Genomic DNA, 20,000 nt, shown 5'->3' with positions numbered 1-20,000 from the left:
GGTTTTGACAGCCCGTGTAAAGGTTTTTAAGTATGTATTTTGCTAAACATTAAATAGTTAAAAATGTCAAAAGTTACAGGTAAAGTTGCCCAGATTATAGGCCCTGTTGTAGACGTAGCGTTTGCGGACGGTGCAGAACTACCCAAAATTTATGATTCTTTAGAGATTGCTAAAGAGGATGGTTCAAAACTGGTACTAGAGGTTCAATCTCACATAGGCGAGAGTTCTGTGCGTACGATCTCGATGGACTCAACTGATGGTCTTAGTCGCGGTGTTGATGTTGTTGCTACCGGTAATCCTATCCAGATGCCAATAGGCGAGGATGTGTATGGTAGACTGTTTAATGTGATCGGTGATGCTATTGATGGTATCGGCGAGTTGCCAAAATCTGGTGAAAATGGTCTTCCTATTCACCGTGAGGCACCAAAATTTGAAGATCTATCAACTTCTACAGAAGTTTTATTCACAGGTATCAAAGTAATTGACCTTATCGAGCCTTATGCAAAAGGTGGTAAGATCGGTCTTTTTGGTGGTGCAGGTGTAGGTAAAACTGTATTGATCCAGGAGTTGATTAACAATATTGCAAAAGGTCACGGTGGTCTTTCTGTATTTGCTGGAGTGGGTGAGCGTACTCGTGAAGGTAATGACTTGCTTCGTGAGATGCTTGAGTCTGGTATTATTAAATACGGTGAAGACTTCATGCACTCTATGGAAGAAGGCGGATGGGATCTTACTAAAGTAGACAAAGAAGCGATGAAGGAGTCAAAAGCGACTTTCGTTTTTGGACAGATGAACGAGCCACCAGGAGCACGTGCACGTGTAGCACTTTCTGGTCTTACTATCGCTGAGTACTTCCGTGATGGAGCAGGAGATGGTCAGGGTAAAGACGTTCTTTTCTTCGTTGATAACATCTTCCGTTTTACACAAGCAGGTTCTGAGGTATCTGCACTTCTAGGTCGTATGCCATCTGCGGTAGGTTACCAGCCTACACTTGCAACTGAGATGGGTGCGATGCAAGAGCGTATTACTTCAACTAAGAAAGGTTCTATTACATCTGTACAGGCGGTTTATGTACCTGCGGATGACCTTACTGACCCGGCACCAGCAACAACGTTTGCTCACCTTGATGCAACTACAGTATTATCTCGTAAGATCGCAGAGCTTGGTATTTACCCAGCGGTAGATCCTCTAGATTCTACATCTCGTATTCTTACTGCAGATATCTTAGGTGATGAGCACTATAACTGTGCACAACGCGTTAAGGAGCTTCTTCAGCGTTATAAAGAGCTACAGGATATTATTGCGATTCTTGGTATGGAAGAATTGAGTGAAGAAGATAAACTAGCAGTATCGCGCGCACGTCGTGTACAGCGTTTCCTTTCTCAGCCTTTCCACGTGGCAGAGCAGTTTACAGGTATCCCAGGAGTTCTTGTAGATATTAAAGAAACAATCAAAGGCTTTAACATGATCATGGATGGTGAGTTAGATCACCTGCCAGAAGCTGCCTTCAACCTTAAAGGTACTATTGAAGAAGCGATCGAAGCTGGAGAGAAAATGCTTGCTGAAGCGTAATTTTAGTAGGCAGTTTTAAGTAGCAGTTATCAGTAACTGCATAACAGCGAACTGCAAACTGCAAACTGATCGATATGCATTTAGAAATAGTAAGTCCAGAAGCAACATTATTTAGCGGCGAAGCAACATCTGTTACCGTTCCTGGTACAGATGGTACTTTTCAAGTATTAAATAATCACGCAGCTATCGTTTCACTTTTAGAAAAAGGAACTGTGAAGTTTACAACCTCATCAGCATTGACAGAGGATTTCGCAGCAAAATTCAATAAAGGTAAAGACAGTGGCGAGTGGACCATAGATATTACATCTGGTACAATAGAAGTTAAAGAAAACAAAGCTATTGTTCTGGTAGACTAAAGTTTAAAAGCTTTACAAATTATTTAAAACCCGGTTTAATTAAGCCGGGTTTTTTTATGGCTTTCGCCAAAGGTTCTCTCATTCACTTTCCGTTAAAATCTTAGGTTATTGACAATCAATAATCCCGGCGGTGATAAATTTTACATGTAGTAAATCGTATTATTAAAATCTATTTTATATTTTAGTCAAACATAACGATCTAAATCAACCAATCATGAACGCCCCCAAACTTTTAAAGTATTTGGGGGCTTTCTTCTTTTTGGGCTATTAATTCTTTTGGCTTTAAGCCAAAAAACAAAACCGCATCTAGGGTTAATTCCCCTTTAAATACTGGTTTTCATAGAAATAATTTTCTTCCTTGTATTGATAGATAGCTCCCGGAGGTTGTGTTACTAATTTGCGGTAAGTAACAACATAACAATCTCTTATCATGAAAAAATTCTTATTTGTATTCGCATTTCTTTTTCTAGCAGTTTCATTTTCGGCGGAAGCCCAAAGCTGTAGTCAGGGTAAACAAATTGCTCAACATGAGTGGTCAAAATTTGGTCCTTGGTCGCCTAACATTTCATTGATCCCTTTTAAAAACGGAGTAAAAAAGATCAAAAATGCATGGAACTGGATCTCATCAAACAGCAGCGCAAATATTGGCCCGCGCTATCTTGAGATGGACGGCGGTAATGAAGAAGGAACAGTAATGGGGCAAACGCAGCGCACATTTGTAACGCCGCCATCATTTAATAACACAGTAAAAGTAACCTTAAACAAATACGACGGTCGTGCAGAGACTAAGGTGCTTATTTGCTCTCATGGTGATGATGGTATCACTAGAACGTTGAAGGAATATACCTTTGAAAATAACAAAAATGGTCAGACAAAGGTTTTTACACTTACTGGTGTAAAGGGTAAGATCATTAGCATTGCGATAAAGAATAAATCTGTGGGTAATAAATTTAAATACCGCATTAACGCAAAATAGTATTGGCTAATTTGTTTTTCTAAACCGGCGTGATCTACAAAATCATGCCGGTTTTTTTGTTGTAGGAAATGTGATATTTATCGTCGTGCCTTGTCCAGGGTTTGTGTCCCAATTAATATCACCTTCAAGAAATGTTACTCTACTGTTTATATTCTCAAGACCTAGACCAGATTTTGAGATCGCTTCATCATAGTTAAAACCTTTACCATCATCCTCTATTATGATGTAAGCCGTGTTGTCATGCCCCATGAGTTGGATAAAAATGCTTCTAGCCTCGGCGTGTTTTTTGATGTTGGCGATCACTTCCTGCACAAGTCTGTAAACAAAAACCTCATGTGTTTGCGACAGCTTTGGGAAATGCTGAAACTCCAAAGAAACATCATAACCTTCTAACTTAAGTCGCTCTGCGATGTCGCGTATTCCTTCTTCAAGACCCGAAATAGTTAGCGCGTGCGGCATCATGTTATGAGAGATCCTGCGCACATCTTCGCAAGCACGATCTATAAGTTCTTTAGTGGTTTTTTCAAGTGGCGTTTCTTCTGTGCTATCGCTTTTTACCACGGCTTCAAAATGTGATCTTACTGAGCTTAGCAAACTGCCTAAACCGTCATGTAGATCTTTTGCAATGCGACTGCGTTCTTTTTCTTGACCTTCTATCATGCTATTCATGGTGCTGAGTTTATTTTTTTGACTCAACTCTGTGATCTCTTGTTGGCGTATCTCATCCTTTTGCTGTGTGATGGTTTTTTGATACTTAAGTCGTTTTAAGAAAAACAGTAAAAGTGTAAAAGCAAATAGACCCAAAAATATCGCGCCGGCTATCCAGATCTTTTTTTGTTTTTGTTGCTCTTCTATCGCTATTTTTTGTTCTGCTTCGCGCTTGTCAAAGTCGTATTGCATGGCGAGGCGCGTCATTTTACGCACGTTCTTTTCATTAAAAAATGAATCTTTCAGTTGTACGTAACGCTCATAATTTTCAAGCGAAGAACCGTTATTCCCTAAGTCACGCTCTACTTTATACAAAGTATTGCTGGCGTTCATGATGGTTTCGGTGTCTTGATTTTTTTTGGCTAAAGCCAAAGCATTCTTAGCGTCATCTAGTGCTTGCTCTAGATTGCCCAGTTCATAGTTAAGGTCACCTCTTAACCAAAGCGCAAGCATAATCCCGTTTGAATAATTGTTTGCTCGGCTGGCTTCAAGCGCCTCGTTTAAATATTGCATCGATTCTTGCTTGTCACCCATTTTTCCCAGAATAGAAGCTATGTTAATGTTAGAAGTGATCACAAATCGCTGCGGAAGTTGATATTTAACCTTCATGTCGCGAGCCTCTATAGACGTTTCTAGCGCTTCCTGATAATTGCCCATTCTAGACAACAATTCACCTTGATTACTCAGCACAACAGAGGCATTTGCTGGCGTGTTCATCTGCATTGCAATGTCAAAGGCTTCTTTATAAAATTCTAATGCTTTGTCATTGTCTTCTGTCTTGAGATAGAGGTTAGCAAGACTATTGCTAAGAACCAATTGCTTGCCGCGAAACTGCGTCATTTCTTGCGGACTGGCAATTGTGGTTGTGTCAATAGCATCAAGAATTGCTTGCGCTTCAAGGTTTGTTGTGATGGCGAGTAAGACGTCGCCTGTGCGGTTGTAAATTCCGCCGCGGGTAGAGAGTACAGAGGCTTGCAAAAGCGCATCGGGAGTTTTTTTAAGATTTTCATCAGCTAGATCTAGTGCGGCAAGCGAAGAATCTATTTGTGATGCATAGAAGTAAAAATTACCCAGCGAATAGTAAGAATTTGCAAAAAGAAGTGGGTTATTTTCTTTTTTGGCTATAGCCAAAGCGCGCTCTATATAATGCTTTGCATCTGGCGTGTAGCGCATCTTTGCAGCTTCTTGAACCAGCGTTATCACTTGGTCTTTTTTTGACGCATTGATCGCGATAATAGAATCTATATTTTGTGTGTGATCTGGCTGTTGCCCAAAGGAAAAATGAAAGCAGAACGCAGCAAGAATAAGTAGCGCCGGTTGAAGCGATTGAGAGGTTTTCAAGAAGGTTAGGTTTTAAATACGTGTTGAAAATAAAAAAATCTAGAGATTAGTTGTTGAGCCTTAGGGTGTTTTTCCTGATAAAATCAATGAATTCTAGTATTTAAAATTGCTGTATGTAATCTTTTATAGTGCTGAGTTTTTTGGCTAGTTACTTTACACATCCATCAACACTAACCGTAATTCTCATGAAAAACCTCCTTCCTCTTTTAAGCCTTTTACTCCTAATTTCTTGCGTTTCAGAGGGTGAGCAAGCTTCTCTAGATAACGTTGCTAATTTTTATCACACAAAAGCGTCTTACTCAAAGGGTATGCGCACAGCAGAGGGAAAAGTTCAAAAGAATTTTGGGGTAAAAGTTGATGCAGCTCCTATGATAGATTCTTTAAACTGGGATCTCGTTTCTTCTAACATTGCCCTGATGGTTTATGAAGGCATGAGCGCAGACGAACGCGCGTCTTATGACGAGATCGCTATTGAGAAAAATGAGGAAGACGCAGAGAAAACCTTCTTTAAAACAGCTTCTTTAGCCAGCGGCCTTGAGCAAAGCGAGCTGTTTACACGTTTTTCAAAAGATGTTCTTGCGCACGATTTTGATAAGATCGTTCAAGATCTAGATCCGGCATATCAGTCGGCTGAGTTAGCTGGTAATCTAGGCCGATTTTTTGACAAGATCACTGCCGTACACGGTGCGCCTAAAGATTTTATGCGCACAGGTTTTGGCGTGATGACCACAGATGATGGCGAGCAGCTTTTTCATTATTCAGGATTTTTGGCTTTTGAAGACGGTCATAATCAGCCTTATTTTGTGACTACAGATATGGACGAGAGCGTAGATTATTACGCTGGTTTGAGCCTTCAGCAATTAAATTAGGTGCCCAATACTTTATTTATAGTTTCTAATAATGCTCAGTTTGCTGAGCATTATTTAATTTAGAGATTATATTCGTTTCGCTTTCGCGGAAGCAATACCCACAACATCCCAACCAAAACTGAAATATGATACGTGTTTTTATTGTAGACGACCACAAGATGGTCATAGAAGGCTTTAAACTACTTCTTGAAAATGAGCCAGAAATACAAGTCACGGGTCATGCGCTTAATGGTAAAGAAGGCATAAATGCGATAAAACAAGAGCAGCCAGATGTGGTTTTGCTAGACATCAATATGCCAGAGCTAGATGGGATGGAAGCGTGTAAAAAGATTCTTGCCAGTTGGCCAGATATTAAGATCATCGCGATCACAATGCATAAAGAAGGCAGCTTGATCAAAAAAATGCTTAGCAACGGCGCAAAAGGTTATGTACTTAAAAATGCCGGCAAAGATGAACTTGTTAATGCGATAAAAACCGTGTACAGCGGCAACCCTTATCTTGATAATGCCACAAAAGAAATTGTGATCAATAGTATGACCAGCTCGCATAAAGCAGAGACAGAAGCGCAGATGTTTCCTAAGTTGTCTCGCCGTGAGAAAGACGTGTTGCGTCTTATTCTTGATGAGCATACTACACAAGAGATCGCAGATAAGCTTTTTATAAGTTTTGGCACGGTAGAAACGCACCGTAGGAACATGCTTATCAAAACCGGAACACGCAATACAGCAGGTTTAGTTCGCGTGGCATTAGAGTATGAATTGCACAATTAAATATCCTTAAAGGGGAAAAACCCCTAACGTTTCATAGAATTCCCATAGATTGAATTGCTGTAAGTTTTTGTAGAGGTGATTGCAAATGCATCAAGGTATACTTGTATGTAGAATAAATCATAACCTCAATTACTCATGAAACGCTCAAACTTCTTATCTCTTGCCTTGTTGCTGTTTTTTGTAGCAACGCTTTGCGCTCAGACTTCGCCTAATTTTGCTAACGAAGGTCGCGATTGGTACATCAGTCAGACTACAGGTTCTGGTCAACTGGGAACTAAAGAGAGACCTGCAAAAGACATGGCAAATATTTTGCATCATCTTAAACCCAATGACCGCATACATATCGCCGAAGGTACTTACATGAGTAAAGGACAACGCGGCGCAGATGAGATCAACGTTCCTGTGCAGATCTATGGTGGTTATGACGTTAATTTCACCACGCGCGACCCTTGGGATACGCACAAAACGATCTTCACCGGTACAAATGAGTACATGAAACTCACTACACCCAGAATTTATATTAGAACAGATCAGCAACGTGAGAGCAATGGTCAGAAGTCGCAAGGCGGACTCATAGTTGTAGACGGGATCATTGTAGACAACGGGCCACGTAACCGTTATCATCTTAATCAAGATCTTGCCTTACGGCGAAAAGCAAGCCCAAAGGACAACATCAACGCATCACCAGAGTCTGGCGGAATTGTAATTGTTGCTAGCAAATTCACAAATGTTGTTGTGCAAAACAATGTAGTGATGAATACCGCTCCCACAGAAGGTGCAGTTTCTGTACGCATTTTTCAGGGCGCAAAAGGAGTTATTAAAAATAACTTTGTGATCAATAATACAGGTTATGGTATTCACGCTCGCACAGGATATATGGGCACAGACGAGAGCTTGATCCCACAATTTGAAATCAGTCACAACACCGTTCTTTTTACCTGGAAGCATGATCCTATTGCCAGTTATGGCGGCGATGCGATCGCCTTTGATCAAAACTTAACAGCAACAGTTGAGAACAACGCTTTCGCCTTTGGTCACATGGGCGGGATGTATAACAAAGGCGCAAAACTTAAATTGAACAATAACTTATTTACAGGTAATAGTAAATATGATTACAAAGAGATCAATGATAAAATGTCTGTAGATAACATCCTTGATGAAGCCATGCATATTGATCCTTACAGCGACGGAAATCAAAGTTTACTCATCAAGATCGCTGTGGCAGAACGCTGGGCAAAAATTTATGGCGACCGCGACGAGATCAGTAGAGAAGAGGTAGATGCATCAGTCACTGTTGCAAATACAGGCGCAAATCAGCTGCGCAGCATGTTAGGATTAAACGTGCAAGGCAGCAGCGCGGGCGGCGATGCAGAGATCTTTTTACCTAAGATCACGATAGAAGAAGCATTGCCAGCCGGCTTATACCCATGGAATGGCATGGGCTGCAATATCCTAAAATCACAACAGTAAATACCTTTTGCTCCAAATAAAAAAAACCGCTTCGATCATGAAGCGGTGTTTTGTTTTTCTTTATTTGGCTTTAAGCCAAATTTCTCTAGCCTTGACAGCTTTTTTAGAAGAGCTATCGTCAATGCTTATCGTGTATGTGGGATCAAAACTTAAAGTAACCTCAGTTGCCATTGTCTTGCCGAAGCGAGTGAAATTTACTTTTACTGTATCGCCTACTTTATGATTCTTAATAAGCGTGGTAAAAACATCAGTAGAAGTTAATTTCTCACCATCTACCGAAAGTAAAACATCGCCAGCGTCAAGACCTGCTTCGTAAGCCGGAGAACCTTTAGTTGTCGTTCTACTGATCTCTAGACCGCTTTCGGTTGTGCTAAGTGATGCGCCAAAAAATGCCTTCTCTTTGTCTTGTTCCATTTTAAGGCCTACGGTTTCAAAAAGGGTTGCGTAGTCTGGCATTTTGCTTTCATAAATGTATTGTGCAAAGAAGTTTTTGGCGAAAGCCTCACCCGCATATTCGCCTAGTGTTTCTTCAATATCTGTATAATCATAAGCTACTTCTGGCTTACCATATTTTTTCCACATCATTTTCATGAAATCGTCTAGGCTATGTTCGCCTTCTTCAGCTCTAAGCGAAAGATCTAGCGCAAGTCCCAAAATGCTTCCATACGAATAATACGAAATGAACGTGTTGCCACGATTCACAGGATCTACCGAGGTTGCAGCGTCTACAAACGGCGCTTGATAACTCATCTCGATAGGATTAAAATACTCGTGCGCTGGAGAATTCCACACATAATTGAAAGTCCCGTTAAGGCTTTTTACGTATTGCTCTGGCGTGTAAATGTCTGCACGCTCAAGAATCAATGTGGTGTAATAGCTTGTAAAACCTTCAGCAAACCAAAGTTCGCCAGCCATGTTTGCTCCAGTGAAATCAAACGGTTCTAGATCATCTGGACGGATGCGTTCTACATTCCAAGAGTGAAAATACTCATGAGAAACGGTGCCAATGTTGTTGTCATAGCCGCCATTGGCAAGCCCTTCAGTATCTGTAAGGATGGTACTGTTTCTATGTTCCATCCCGTCGCCTGACGCGTTAGGCATGTAGCAAGCAAGAAATGTGTATTTGCCGTAGTCGTATTTTGGCAATTCGCCAAAAACAGCTTTCTCCTGTTTCACGATCGCCTCGACATTTTTAAAGTATTTGTCAAAAAGCTCTGGCGTGGCAGAATCATCATGAAGCACAAACTGAATGGTTTGTCCATCAAGCGTGAATTCTTTCATTTTAAAATCTGCGATCTCAGTAGGACTATCCATAAAATATTGCAGATCTGGAGCGCTATAAGTATTGTTAGATTCCTGCTTTAACTGGGTTGCAACCTTCCAATTAAGATCCTTGCGCGCCTCAAAAGTGACCTCAATAGGACGATGATTTAAACCTTCAACAAACATGAACGTTGCAGGCATATTAAGATGTGCATGCGTGTCATCAATTTGAGAATATGTACCATCACCACGATTTGCAAACAATATATATTCAATATTCACCGTGCCGTCATGACCAGTGATTTCCCAAGAATAAGGATCTGGGCGGGTTGCTGTAAGCGGCTCTCCTTTTGAGTTAGTGACTTTTACTGCATATACGTTTTTTGCAAATTCGTGCAGCGCGTATCGCCCGGGGCTCGTGCGCGACACTCTTGCTACTACCGTTCCGGTTTTGATATCCGTAAAACTCGCCTTTACCACGGCCTCGTGATGTGCTGAGTTTTCAAAAGAGATAGAATATGTGTTTTTAGCTTGCGCCAAAATTTCCGCGGAAGCGAAAAGAAATAGAAAAGCAATTAGAAGTTTTTTGATCATCATGGGTGTTAGATTTCAAGTATGGCTAAAACTACAAAAGTTTGCTAGTTTTTAAACTGGGCAACTACTTTTTTAGTGTCAATTGACTTTTCTTTTACCTTTGTTTTATGATACCCATAGGCCTTCAAAAAAAACTGGATGCGCGTATTAAAGAAAATGCGTTGCGCACGTTAAAACCACAGAGTGAGTTAGTTGACTTTTCTTCTAATGACTATCTGGGTTTTTCTAAAGAAGTGGGCATTTATGAAGAAGCGCATGAGATTGTTAAACGTCATGATCTTGTGCAAAATGGCAGTACAGGCTCTCGTTTACTTTCGGGCAATCATGCTTTGTTCGCTTCCGCGGAAGCGAAACTGGCAAAGACCTACAACTCAGAAGATGCCTTGATCTTTAACTCAGGATATGATGCAAATGTGGGTTTTTTCTCTAGCGTTCCTGGGCGGCTTGACACAATACTTTATGACGAATATGTGCACGCTAGCATACGCGATGGGATACAGATGTCTCATGCGCGATCTATAAAATTTAAGCATAACGATCTGGATGATCTGCAATATCAGATCGATAAACTTTTGCAGTTGCTTGCCGGTCATATTTATGTTGTTACAGAGTCGGTTTTTTCAATGGATGGTGACTCGCCAGATTTGCGTAAAATGGCCAGAATTTGTCGCAGAGGTTTCACACATTTGGTCGTTGATGAAGCACATGCTGTAGGAGTATTGGGTCAGGGTTATGGTTTGGTAGAAGATTTGGCTTTAAGCCAAAAAGTGCTTGCCCGCATAGTGACTTTTGGGAAGGCGATGGGATGCCACGGAGCCGCTGTTTTGTGCAGCGAAGCCTTAAAATCGTATTTGGTTAATTTCTCCAGAAGCTTGATCTATACCACCGCGATGCCACCACACGGTGTTGCGACGATACAAGCGAGTCATGAAGTGCTGGGGGCGTATAAAAATACAGACGATCCGCGGCCGTTAGAAGAAGTTGAAACACTTCAAAAAAACATTAAATTCTTTAAAAAAGAATACGAAAAACTGAATCTTCAAGAATTCTTCATCCCTAGTGAAACGGCGATTCAGTCTGCTGTGATTAGCGGTAACGAGCGTGTAAAAGAGGTTTCTGAAAAGTTAAAACTTGCAGGGTTCTCTGTGTTGCCAATCTTATCGCCCACGGTGCCAGCCGGCGAGGAGCGATTGCGCTTTTGTCTGCACACGTACAATTCGCAGGAAGAAATGAAAACTGTTTTAGCGCTCTTGGCTAAATTTGTAGCATGAGCAAGCCGTATAAAATTGTAAGGACTTTTGAATATTCATCAGAAGCACAGATCTTAAAAGGTAGACTTCTTGCGGAAGGTGTTGATGCATTTTTATTGGATCAACACACGATTGATACAGATCCTTTAATGAGTGTTGCTATAGGTGGAGTTAAGCTTGCTGTACTAGAGCAGGATTATGAGAAGGCTATTGCTATTCTTGATGAGATCCCTAAATATTCATTAGACGATGAGGGCGAAGCTATAAGTTGTCCCAATTGTGGAAGTACAAATGTGGACTATTTTACGACTATAAACAGCGCAAGAGCGCTAGTTAGTTTTATAGTTGGCTGCATATTTTCGGTATTTCCCTTCTATACAAAATACGCATACCGCTGCTCTAATTGTAAAAAGCAATTTAATCTAGATGAGTAAAAAGCACGTTTTTTTTATCACCGGTATAGGTACTGAAGTTGGTAAAACCATCGCTTCGGCTATTGTTACAGAAGCATTGCAAGCCGACTACTGGAAGCCTATTCAAGCTGGTGATCTCGATAATTCTGATTCACATAAAGTGAAAGCGCTGGTTTCAAATAATAAGACTGTTTTTCATGAAAATGCCTTTGCGCTAAACACGCCTATGAGTCCGCACGCTGCCGCAGAAATTGATGGCATTGAGGTAACGGCTGCAAAGATAAAAGAACCCCAAACCAATAATAATCTTGTTATAGAAGGCGCCGGTGGATTGCTAGTTCCCATCAATGATACTGAGACTATTTTAGACTTGATCCAGCCGCATCACAAGGTGATCGTCGTGTCTCGTCATTATTTAGGAAGTATCAATCACACGTTGCTCACGATCGAAAAATTAAAGCAAGCCGGGAAGCAAATTCACGGGATTATATTTAACGGCAACGAACATCCCACAACAGAATCTATCATCAAGAAAATGACAAATGTTCCTGTTTTAGGAAGAATAGATGATGAGCCGTATTTTGACGAGCATGTGGTGCGTGAGTATGCTGAGAAGCTAGATTTGAGTAGTTAGTTATTAGAATTGAGATGTCAGTTTAAGTGTCTGCAGCAGGCGGATGTATCGAGAACTATTCAAATCTAGAAAATAGAAAATTGAATAAAGAGAAAAGAGATTGCCTTTGGATAAATCAAATTTTTCTAAAGAATTAGAAGAGAAAAGAAAGCAAGAGCCACTTACTTTAAAAGAATGGTTGCTGTTTTTTATCTTTCCATTTTTCACTCCAAGACCAAGGTATCGAGAAGATCACTTTTCAATTTCAGAGTTTGAGCGTTTCAAAAAATATGGCTACGAAACAAAATTAAAACAGGCTAAAGAGGTGAAAATTATAGGGTTTATATTCTGGTTTATTACTATATTACTGGTAGCTGTTTTGGCTTCCGCCAAATAGACCTTAAATCAATTCCTATAGCTATGATCAAATACGTTTTTACCATTCTCTTTTTATTTTTATTAAGCTGCTTAAAAGCACAAGAAATTGTCAAGTTTCCAAATTTTCAAAACAATACGTTAGAAGACGTGCTTGATAATGATGATTGGGAAGTTTTAAAGCGAGCTGATGGAGATCTAAACAACGATTCTCAAGATGATGTGGCTTTAGTTTTGCAGTCAAAAGATAGCGTTTATGAAAAACGTTGCGAGAGTTGTAAACTCAATTCAAGTAAAGCCCGAATTCTTCTGGTTTTTGTTTCAAAAGATGATTCTCAAAACGTGATTTCTCAAAATAATGATTTTATCCTTAGAGGCGATGAAGGAGGAATGAGTCCTTATATCGAACCTGAGATTTCAATTGATGGAGGTGTTTTAAAAATTGATAACGAATTCACGAGATCTAGAATAGGGTATGGTGCAAAATTTATAGATGACGAGTTTGTGATTTTTTCTGTCTCATCATCTGGAACAACCGCCGCAACAGGCGCTTTTGAAAATTATGAAATTGACTTTGAAAAGGGAATAATTCATGAAACCAAAGGTTTTATTAATAAAGAAGAATCTGAAGAAAAAACCTTGCCTTTAAGTGCAAATCCTAAAAAGCTTTCGGAGTTTAGTGAAATGATGAATTGGGAAATAGCTCCGGATATTTTTATTTAAAGAATTTACTAGTTGAACATTACAGAAAAAGACAAAAAATACATCTGGCATCCATTAACGCAGCATAAGCTAACTCCAGAAACGTTGCCTATAAAAAAGGCAAAAGGAGCGTTGCTTTGGGATGAAGATGGTAAAGAATACGTTGACGGGATCTCATCTTGGTACACCGCGGTTTATGGCCATTGCAATGACTTTATCATCAAGCGTGCTCAACAACAAATGGAGCAGCTAGACCAAGTAGTTTTTAGTGGTTTTACACATCAGCCTGCGGTTGACCTTGCCGAAAAGCTGATTTCCATTTTGCCAGAAGGTCAGCAAAAGGTTTTCTACAACGACAACGGCTCCACAGCGACTGAAATCGGGATTAAAATGGCGCTGCAGTATCATTTTAATCAAGGGAAACCACGCAAACGCATGCTCGCTTTTGAAGATGGTTTTCATGGCGATACGCTAGGCGCGATGTCTGCTTCTGGGCTTTCTGTGTATAACGGTCCGTTTGAGGATTTCTTTATAGATTTTAAACGCATTCCGTTGCCTGATGCAGAGAATCTGGATGCGATTAAATCGAAAATCAAGCAGTTTCACGAGGAAGAAAATATTGCGGGTTTTATCTACGAACCTTTAGTTCAAGGAGCGGCCGGCATGCATATGTATTCCGCGGAAGCGTTAAATGAAGTATTAGAATTTTGCCGTTCGCTAGGCATTATTCTCGTGGCTGATGAGGTGATGACGGGTTTTGGTAAAACCGGTAAAAACTTCGCTTCAGAGTTTGTTGACACAAAACCCGATGTGATTTGTTTGTCAAAGGCACTCAGCGCTGGCCTTGTGCCTATGGGCGCTACGACCTGCACACAGGCGGTTTATGATGCATTCTATTCTGATGATATAGGCAAGGGACTTTTTCATGGGCACACATATTCTGGGAATCCTATTGCTTGTGCTACAGCGCTGGCGGGTCTCGATTTATTGACTTCCGCAGCAATGCAAGAAAATATCACTAATGTGGTTTCCTGGCATGAGGCTTTCGCCAAAGAAATGCAGGCAGAATCTCGTGTGGAAAATGTGCGCCAACTAGGGACGATCATCGCTCTAGAGTTAAAACTTCCCATGGAGCGCTACGGTAATTTGCGCTATCAGATCTTTAATTTCTGTTTAGAAAATGGAGCATTTCTACGTCCGCTGGGAGCAACGATGTACATCGCAGCGCCGTATGTGACCAATCGTGAGGAGATGGAGCGGTTGTATGAAACCATCCGCAAGGTGATAAAACGATTTTGTTAGTGGCATCATAATTGAGTTGGTTTTTTTTGAAACCTAATCCAATTATGAGGAAAATTACGCTTCTTTTGCTTGTGTGTCTTTTCGCTTCATGCGAAAAGGATAAAACTTCCATTGTTTTAAAAGACTTCTTAACTGTTCCTCAACCTGAGGAGCAGATATTTGAACTTCGTAATGACACGGTCAACTTTATTGAAGGAAAATTTGGCACAGAGATTACACTAAATCCTCAGGATTTGGATGGTTTAAACACTGGTAAAAGCCTAAAGCTTGAACTTATAGAATTGACCACTAAGGAAGCCCTTGTAAAGTACAATGCTCAGACCACTTCTGATGGAAAGTGGCTTATTTCTGGAGGTGCATATAATATCCAAGTGAAGAACGGTGATAAATATTTAGAATTAAAGTCAGGAAAAACTATTCAAGTTTCATTTCCACAATTATCCACAGAAGCCATGAAAATTTTTGAAGGTATTCATGATGATTCTGGTAATATGAATTGGAGTCTTACTGATAAGAATCTTGAGGAAAAAGTATATCCGTGGATATTTTTAAAAGATACAATCGTACTGGATGAGGAGATGACCAGAATTAATAGAGTAGACAAGTACAGAATTGCATCTAAAACTGTTTTTAAGGATTCAGGTTCGTTTTCTGAATTTGAAAAAGATGAAAGGGTTTTGGTTAGTGATACCACGTTTTTTAAAAATGACACTCTTTATTCACAAATTAAATTAAAGATAGCGACTGAAGACGCTTCTGATGAAATTTTCTTTGACTCAACAGATGCAAGCCTACTGAAAGAATACAATAATCTGATTTACCAGCGGAACAACACTTTAAGATTATATCAAGAGATTGAGATTGCAAAACTTGGCTGGATCAATGTTGATAGATTTTATCCAGAAAATTTAGAAAGGGCAGAACTCACAATTGAGTCGGCATCTGCAATGGGTGAAAACGTCGCAATATATATTGTAGATAGAAGCAATATGACAGTGTTGAATGTATATGAATCTAATATTAGTTTGACATTAAATAAAACATTTGACCTCTTGGCTTTTGATGTTTCAGCGCAAGGTTTCAAAGCTGCTAAAACTCAAATACGGCTCTCTAAAAATCGTTAAGTTGAATTAAAATTAAAAGAGGTAAGTGAAGAAAAACTTCAAGAATTACTCAAGTTCAATTGATTTTTCTGGCCTCAAATCCAGCACTAGCGTATCGCCAATTGTAACCTCAAAGGTGTCGTAGATCTTAGCTTCGCCTTTGCCGTGACTTTTTATGTATGCGTGGCCTGAGCCATTAGGACCTTTGATCGGGAAATTAGCTTCTGCTTTTCTAAAACCATTGCTAGTCGAAACATTAAAACTTCCAAAACCATCTTTCTCAATAGGTTCGCCAAGATATTCTATAACACTTTCATTTTGTTGAATAAGTGTCATCGCATCGTCGCTACCGCTTTCTTCATTTATAAAATTAAAGAAGCTAAACGCTGCAGAACCTATCAATAAAATTAAAAGGATAATAAGACCTAAGCAACCCGATGGAACAACCCACTTCCAGTTACGTTTCCACCAGCTTTTTTTAGGCGCTTCATAGTTATTTTGAGATTGAGGGTGTTGTTCCATGCATTATTGAATTATAAAGAGTAAAGTAAGTAAAATAGTTTTGGCTGCAGCCAAAACGCTAAAGATAATTAGCTTTTTTATGGTTTAAATCGTTGTCTTTTAGCTTTTAATCGAATTTTTCAGAAAAGTTAAGGAAATACTAATATATTACATCGATCATTTTTTTGAGCGTCCCCTTATACCCGTTCTATGATCAGAAACTCCCCCTAAGTTAAAAAAGTTTTTAAGCGCAAGTTGTGTAGAAGTATTCTATTCTGCTATAACCTGTTTGAGAACTTGTTTGTATTTGAATTTTAACCATTCTAAATATTTTACTTATGAAAAATGCAATTTTAGTTGCGGGAGCGCTTCTCTGTGGAGGCGTTTTATTAGCCCAGGACAATGAGGGCACAGTAGCCCAAAAGGGAACAAATCTTACAGGTAACATCCATCAAATAGGTGTGGAAAATGACGCGCTTGTAGATCAAAAAGGATTATCTAACACCGGTTTGGTTCATCAAAATGGGGAATATAATGAGGCAACCATTAATCAAATGGCTTTATCCGCCTACAATACGGCTACCATAGATCAATTAGGTATAAGCGGTGAATCAACAACGACTCAATCTGGTATTTCAAACACTTCTAGTGTTTTGCAAAAGAATACTGCTGTAAGTAACTTTTCAGATAATACACAAGAAGGTGTAGGTAACACATTCTCATCAGAACAAGAAGGAGGATTTGATAATTCTATTTGGATGAGTCAAGTAGGTGTTAGTAACAATGCAGAGATTGCACAAAATGGATCTAATAACACTACAATTGATGGTTCTGTGCAAAGCGGATCTAATAATCATCTTTATATTGATCAAATAGGAGACGGTAACTCTACTTTAACTATACAATCAGGAGGCGCTTTGGGTAACACCATTGATATAGATCAAGAGGGTAACAATAATGAATCTTATAATTTACAAAGCGGTGGCCTTGCTTGGAGTGCAGGAGGTGCTTATGAGCCACCACTTATTCATTTTCCAACAAATTCTTTTGCTTCTAATAATGATGTTACAACAAGACAAGAAGGAGAGTCTAATATGTCTTTAACTCAACAAGCAGGAGACGGTAATAATATCGTTCAATCGCAATTAGGAAGCGGTTCTGAGGATAACTTCTCTGGTATCGTTCAAGATGGTGTTGATAACACTGCTACAGATTACCAAATGGGTGATGAGAACTACGCAGCTACTAATCAATATGGTACTAACAGCTCAAGTGCGACAACTCAGCTAGGTGTTAGCCATTACAGCGCTACACTACAAAGCGGAGCTAACCACACAGCTACTGTACTTCAGGAGAACTAAGATTATTAATAACCAGCCAATTGTAAAAGCAACGCCTAGGCGTTGCTTTTTTCTTTTTAAACTAGTTCTCTAATCTTTCTTAAGATGTACTCTATGACGTATTTTTGCATCTAGAATTCTATTCTTTTGAAAACAAAAATTGCAGTCACGGGAATAAGTGCTATTTCTGCTTTAGGAGCACATAAAAATAACTTCCTGTTCACGCCAGATCATAACTTAAAATTTGATGTTGATTTAAAAGCGTGGATAGGTAAACTGCCTACTGAGCTTGCGCAAGAGATCAACCTTATACGTGATGAAAATAGAAATTATCAATCACTAGATCCTACGGTGCTTTTTGCCCTATACACAAGTAGAATAGCTGCAAAAAATGCAGGTTGGAAGCATGGTGATAGTTTTGGTATCAACATAGGTTCATCACGTGGTGCCACGCAACTTTTTGAGAAATATTATTCCACTTTCGCCAAAAATAAACAGACAGAAACCCTTGCGTCTCCTACAACCACCTTGGGTAATATTTCGTCATGGGTGGCTCAAGATCTGCAAAATGATGGACCAGAAATTTCTCATTCCATAACATGTTCAACGGCTTTGCATGCTTTGTTAAACGGTGTTGCATGGTTACGCTCAGGGATGTGTGATAAGTTCTTAGTGGGTGGTAGTGAAGCCGCACTAACAGATTTTACCATCGCGCAAATGCGTTCTATGAAAACGTATAGCAGAGCAGATGAAAATGCAGAGTACCCATGTAGAGCCTTAGATCCTGATAAAAAGGAAAACACGATGGTGCTGGGTGAGGGCGCAGCGAGCGTTTGTCTTGAAGTTGGTGAGCAAGAAAATGCCCTCGCATATATTTCTGGTGTGGGTTATGCTACAGAGAGGTTGATCCATGCAGTTTCGGTAACGGCAGAGGCTGAGTGTTTTCAAAAATCGATGAAAATGGCGCTGGGAGAAACATCACCAGAAGAAGTTGATGCCATTGTGATGCATGCGCCAGGAACAATGCTAGGCGACAGCAGTGAGGTAAAGGCCATTGAGAAGGTTTTTGGCTTTAAGCCAAATAAAGAAAATGAAAATTACCCGTTATTAACAACGAATAAATGGAAGTTGGGGCACACCTTTGGCGCCAGCGGACTGTTAAATCTTGATCTCGCAATAGCAATGCTGCAGGATCAAAAAATACTTAAAATTCCTTTTGTTAGCCCCCAAGTACAAGGCATAAAGGAGTCAAATAAAAATAGAGCAATTAAAAATGTGATGGTTAATGCTGTGGGTTTTGGCGGAAATGCTGTTAGTATTTTAGTCACTAAACCCTAGCTTTTGCAAGCGTTATAAACATCTTATTTAGTACATTTACTACTTAGACCAAGCGATTATGAGACACGACTGGACAAAAGAAGAAATCCTTGAAATTTACAATAAACCCCTGATGGAGCTGCTTTATGAAGCGGCTACCGTGCATAGAGAATTTCACGATCCTAACACGGTTCAGGTTTCAACTTTATTATCGATAAAAACTGGTGGCTGCCCAGAAGATTGTGGGTATTGCCCGCAGGCTGCGCGTTATCATACAGATATTGAAGGTAACGACCTTATGACGGTAAATCATGTAAAAGCGCAAGCATTAAGAGCAAAAGCTTCTGGAAGTTCGCGCGTTTGTATGGGTGCCGCTTGGCGTAATGTTAAGGATGGTGAAGAGTTTGATCAAGTGTTAGAGATGGTGCGCACCATTAACAAACTGGATATGGAAGTTTGTTGTACCCTTGGTATGCTTACCGAAAATCAAGCGCAGCGTCTTGCTGAAGCTGGTCTTTATGCATACAACCATAATCTAGATACATCAGAAGATTATTATAAAGATGTGATCTCTACAAGAGCATATCAAGACCGTCTGGATACCATAGGCAACGTTCGTAAGACTAATGTTACGGTTTGTAGTGGTGGTATCATCGGGATGGGAGAAAAGCTTGCAGACAGAGCTGGGATGCTTGTTGCGCTGGCAACATTGAGTCCGCAGCCAGAGAGTGTGCCTATTAATGCTTTAGTTGCTGTTGAAGGTACACCAATGGAAGATATTGAGCCTATTTCTATCTGGGAAATGGTTCGCATGGTAGCAACAACACGTATTGTTATGCCACAAACACAAGTACGACTAAGTGCAGGTCGTACACAAATGAGCAGAGAAGGACAAGCAATGTGCTTTTTCGCAGGAGCGAACTCGATCTTTGCAGGAGATAAGCTTTTAACTACGCCTAATCCAGATGTAAACGAGGATATGGAAATGTTTAAAATGCTAGGTCTTAATCCGCAAAAACCATTTGTAAAAAAGGCGCAACCAGAAACTGTAGAAGCTACAGATTCTAAACATATGCCTCTTGGCGAAAAACCAAAATGGACACGTCCTGGGCATAGCATTCCGCGTAATGAAGAAGCTAAGGCTAAAGCCAAAGCGTAAAAAAGA

19 protein-coding genes are annotated in these 20,000 nt (G+C 40.0%); 16 read left to right on the top strand and 3 right to left on the bottom strand.

Annotation, left to right across the window (positions count from 1 at the left end):
* Positions 1 to 63: 63 nt before the first annotated feature.
* From atpD to ACZ5L8_RS12385, 3 genes are all read left to right on the top strand, one after another.
* On the top strand, positions 64 to 1,572 hold the full coding sequence (atpD, locus tag ACZ5L8_RS12395; RefSeq protein WP_462600337.1) for a F0F1 ATP synthase subunit beta: 1,509 nt from the start codon (positions 64 to 66) through the stop codon (positions 1,570 to 1,572).
* A 74-nt stretch (positions 1,573 to 1,646) separates the two neighbouring features.
* Entirely contained in the window at positions 1,647 to 1,928 is a 282-nt protein-coding gene (locus ACZ5L8_RS12390; protein WP_462600338.1) for a F0F1 ATP synthase subunit delta/epsilon, read from the top strand.
* Positions 1,929 to 2,358: 430 nt separating this feature from the next.
* Positions 2,359 to 2,904, top strand: a complete 546-nt coding sequence (locus ACZ5L8_RS12385; protein WP_464437937.1) for a hypothetical protein — start codon at positions 2,359 to 2,361, stop codon at positions 2,902 to 2,904.
* A gap of 42 nt (positions 2,905 to 2,946) precedes the next feature.
* Here the strand turns inward: ACZ5L8_RS12385 and ACZ5L8_RS12380 are convergent, their stop codons facing one another.
* Positions 2,947 to 4,953 (bottom strand): tetratricopeptide repeat-containing sensor histidine kinase, encoded by a 2,007-nt coding sequence (locus ACZ5L8_RS12380; protein ID WP_464437936.1) that lies wholly within the window; start codon positions 4,951 to 4,953, stop codon positions 2,947 to 2,949.
* A 185-nt stretch (positions 4,954 to 5,138) separates the two neighbouring features.
* Here ACZ5L8_RS12380 and ACZ5L8_RS12375 point away from each other — a divergent pair, with 185 nt between their 5' ends.
* The 3 genes from ACZ5L8_RS12375 (at position 5,139) to ACZ5L8_RS12365 (ending at position 8,062) form a co-directional block, all read left to right on the top strand.
* Positions 5,139 to 5,822 (top strand): hypothetical protein, encoded by a 684-nt coding sequence (locus ACZ5L8_RS12375; RefSeq protein WP_464437934.1) that lies wholly within the window; start codon positions 5,139 to 5,141, stop codon positions 5,820 to 5,822.
* Positions 5,823 to 5,947: 125 nt separating this feature from the next.
* Positions 5,948 to 6,592 (top strand): response regulator, encoded by a 645-nt coding sequence (locus tag ACZ5L8_RS12370; RefSeq protein WP_464437933.1) that lies wholly within the window; start codon positions 5,948 to 5,950, stop codon positions 6,590 to 6,592.
* 135 nt (positions 6,593 to 6,727) lie between these two features.
* Positions 6,728 to 8,062 carry a hypothetical protein gene (locus ACZ5L8_RS12365; RefSeq protein WP_464437932.1) on the top strand — a complete coding sequence of 445 codons (1,335 nt, stop codon included), beginning with the start codon at positions 6,728 to 6,730 and terminating at the stop codon, positions 8,060 to 8,062.
* A 60-nt stretch (positions 8,063 to 8,122) separates the two neighbouring features.
* Here ACZ5L8_RS12365 and ACZ5L8_RS12360 read toward each other — a convergent pair whose 3' ends face one another.
* On the bottom strand, positions 8,123 to 9,922 hold the full coding sequence (locus ACZ5L8_RS12360) for a M61 family metallopeptidase (protein ID WP_464437931.1): 1,800 nt from the start codon (positions 9,920 to 9,922) through the stop codon (positions 8,123 to 8,125).
* Between the two features lie 104 nt (positions 9,923 to 10,026).
* Here ACZ5L8_RS12360 and ACZ5L8_RS12355 point away from each other — a divergent pair, with 104 nt between their 5' ends.
* The 7 genes from ACZ5L8_RS12355 to ACZ5L8_RS12325 all read left to right on the top strand — a co-directional run bounded on the left by ACZ5L8_RS12355 (position 10,027) and on the right by ACZ5L8_RS12325 (position 15,698).
* Positions 10,027 to 11,190 carry an aminotransferase class I/II-fold pyridoxal phosphate-dependent enzyme gene (locus ACZ5L8_RS12355; protein ID WP_464437930.1) on the top strand — a complete coding sequence of 388 codons (1,164 nt, stop codon included), beginning with the start codon at positions 10,027 to 10,029 and terminating at the stop codon, positions 11,188 to 11,190.
* Positions 11,187 to 11,603: a putative signal transducing protein gene (locus ACZ5L8_RS12350; RefSeq protein ID WP_464437929.1), complete on the top strand. Its 417-nt coding sequence runs from the start codon at positions 11,187 to 11,189 to the stop codon at positions 11,601 to 11,603. Before ACZ5L8_RS12355 ends, ACZ5L8_RS12350 begins: the two co-directional genes overlap by 4 nt.
* Positions 11,596 to 12,216, top strand: a complete 621-nt coding sequence (bioD, locus tag ACZ5L8_RS12345) for a dethiobiotin synthase (protein WP_464437928.1) — start codon at positions 11,596 to 11,598, stop codon at positions 12,214 to 12,216. The genes ACZ5L8_RS12350 and bioD overlap by 8 nt, the downstream gene beginning before the upstream one ends.
* 106 nt (positions 12,217 to 12,322) lie before the next feature.
* A complete protein-coding gene (locus ACZ5L8_RS12340) occupies positions 12,323 to 12,592 on the top strand; it encodes a hypothetical protein (RefSeq protein ID WP_464437926.1) in 270 nt (89 codons plus the stop codon).
* A gap of 23 nt (positions 12,593 to 12,615) precedes the next feature.
* Positions 12,616 to 13,293, top strand: coding sequence for a hypothetical protein (locus ACZ5L8_RS12335; protein WP_464437925.1), 678 nt, complete (start codon positions 12,616 to 12,618; stop codon positions 13,291 to 13,293).
* 12 nt (positions 13,294 to 13,305) lie between these two features.
* Positions 13,306 to 14,574, top strand: a complete 1,269-nt coding sequence (gene bioA / locus ACZ5L8_RS12330) for an adenosylmethionine--8-amino-7-oxononanoate transaminase (protein ID WP_464437924.1) — start codon at positions 13,306 to 13,308, stop codon at positions 14,572 to 14,574.
* A gap of 44 nt (positions 14,575 to 14,618) precedes the next feature.
* Positions 14,619 to 15,698 (top strand): hypothetical protein, encoded by a 1,080-nt coding sequence (locus tag ACZ5L8_RS12325; RefSeq protein WP_464437923.1) that lies wholly within the window; start codon positions 14,619 to 14,621, stop codon positions 15,696 to 15,698.
* A 45-nt stretch (positions 15,699 to 15,743) separates the two neighbouring features.
* On the opposite strand, the gene ACZ5L8_RS12320 is transcribed toward ACZ5L8_RS12325, so the two are convergent.
* A complete protein-coding gene (locus ACZ5L8_RS12320; RefSeq protein ID WP_464437922.1) occupies positions 15,744 to 16,199 on the bottom strand; it encodes a cytochrome c oxidase assembly factor Coa1 family protein in 456 nt (151 codons plus the stop codon).
* Positions 16,200 to 16,516: 317 nt separating this feature from the next.
* On the opposite strand from ACZ5L8_RS12320, the gene ACZ5L8_RS12315 reads away from it, so the two are divergent.
* The 3 genes from ACZ5L8_RS12315 (at position 16,517) to bioB (ending at position 19,994) form a co-directional block, all read left to right on the top strand.
* Positions 16,517 to 17,539, top strand: coding sequence for a hypothetical protein (locus ACZ5L8_RS12315; RefSeq protein ID WP_464437921.1), 1,023 nt, complete (start codon positions 16,517 to 16,519; stop codon positions 17,537 to 17,539).
* A 126-nt stretch (positions 17,540 to 17,665) separates the two neighbouring features.
* On the top strand, positions 17,666 to 18,856 hold the full coding sequence (locus ACZ5L8_RS12310) for a beta-ketoacyl synthase N-terminal-like domain-containing protein (RefSeq protein ID WP_464437919.1): 1,191 nt from the start codon (positions 17,666 to 17,668) through the stop codon (positions 18,854 to 18,856).
* Between the two features lie 58 nt (positions 18,857 to 18,914).
* Entirely contained in the window at positions 18,915 to 19,994 is a 1,080-nt protein-coding gene (gene bioB / locus ACZ5L8_RS12305) for a biotin synthase BioB (RefSeq protein WP_464437918.1), read from the top strand.
* Positions 19,995 to 20,000: the final 6 nt, after the last annotated feature.

Source organism: Leeuwenhoekiella obamensis (assembly GCF_055391795.1).
The sequence above is the reverse complement of the archived record's forward strand: the minus strand, read 5'-3'. Positions and strand labels throughout refer to the sequence as shown.

Bases quoted from the DNA above. Each gene is read 5' to 3' on its own strand.
- atpD (WP_462600337.1), top strand. From the start codon at position 64: ATGTCAAAAGTTACAGGTAAAGTTGCCCAGATTATAGGCCCTGTTGTA.
- ACZ5L8_RS12390 (WP_462600338.1), top strand. From the start codon at position 1,647: ATGCATTTAGAAATAGTAAGTCCAGAAGCAACATTATTTAGCGGCGAA.
- ACZ5L8_RS12385 (WP_464437937.1), top strand. From the start codon at position 2,359: ATGAAAAAATTCTTATTTGTATTCGCATTTCTTTTTCTAGCAGTTTCA.
- ACZ5L8_RS12375 (WP_464437934.1), top strand. From the start codon at position 5,139: ATGAAAAACCTCCTTCCTCTTTTAAGCCTTTTACTCCTAATTTCTTGC.
- ACZ5L8_RS12370 (WP_464437933.1), top strand. From the start codon at position 5,948: ATGATACGTGTTTTTATTGTAGACGACCACAAGATGGTCATAGAAGGC.
- ACZ5L8_RS12365 (WP_464437932.1), top strand. From the start codon at position 6,728: ATGAAACGCTCAAACTTCTTATCTCTTGCCTTGTTGCTGTTTTTTGTA.
- ACZ5L8_RS12360 (WP_464437931.1), bottom strand. From the start codon at position 9,922: ATGATGATCAAAAAACTTCTAATTGCTTTTCTATTTCTTTTCGCTTCC.
- ACZ5L8_RS12355 (WP_464437930.1), top strand. From the start codon at position 10,027: ATGATACCCATAGGCCTTCAAAAAAAACTGGATGCGCGTATTAAAGAA.
- ACZ5L8_RS12350 (WP_464437929.1), top strand. From the start codon at position 11,187: ATGAGCAAGCCGTATAAAATTGTAAGGACTTTTGAATATTCATCAGAA.
- bioD (WP_464437928.1), top strand. From the start codon at position 11,596: ATGAGTAAAAAGCACGTTTTTTTTATCACCGGTATAGGTACTGAAGTT.
- ACZ5L8_RS12335 (WP_464437925.1), top strand. From the start codon at position 12,616: ATGATCAAATACGTTTTTACCATTCTCTTTTTATTTTTATTAAGCTGC.
- ACZ5L8_RS12325 (WP_464437923.1), top strand. From the start codon at position 14,619: ATGAGGAAAATTACGCTTCTTTTGCTTGTGTGTCTTTTCGCTTCATGC.
- ACZ5L8_RS12320 (WP_464437922.1), bottom strand. From the start codon at position 16,199: ATGGAACAACACCCTCAATCTCAAAATAACTATGAAGCGCCTAAAAAA.
- ACZ5L8_RS12315 (WP_464437921.1), top strand. From the start codon at position 16,517: ATGAAAAATGCAATTTTAGTTGCGGGAGCGCTTCTCTGTGGAGGCGTT.
- bioB (WP_464437918.1), top strand. From the start codon at position 18,915: ATGAGACACGACTGGACAAAAGAAGAAATCCTTGAAATTTACAATAAA.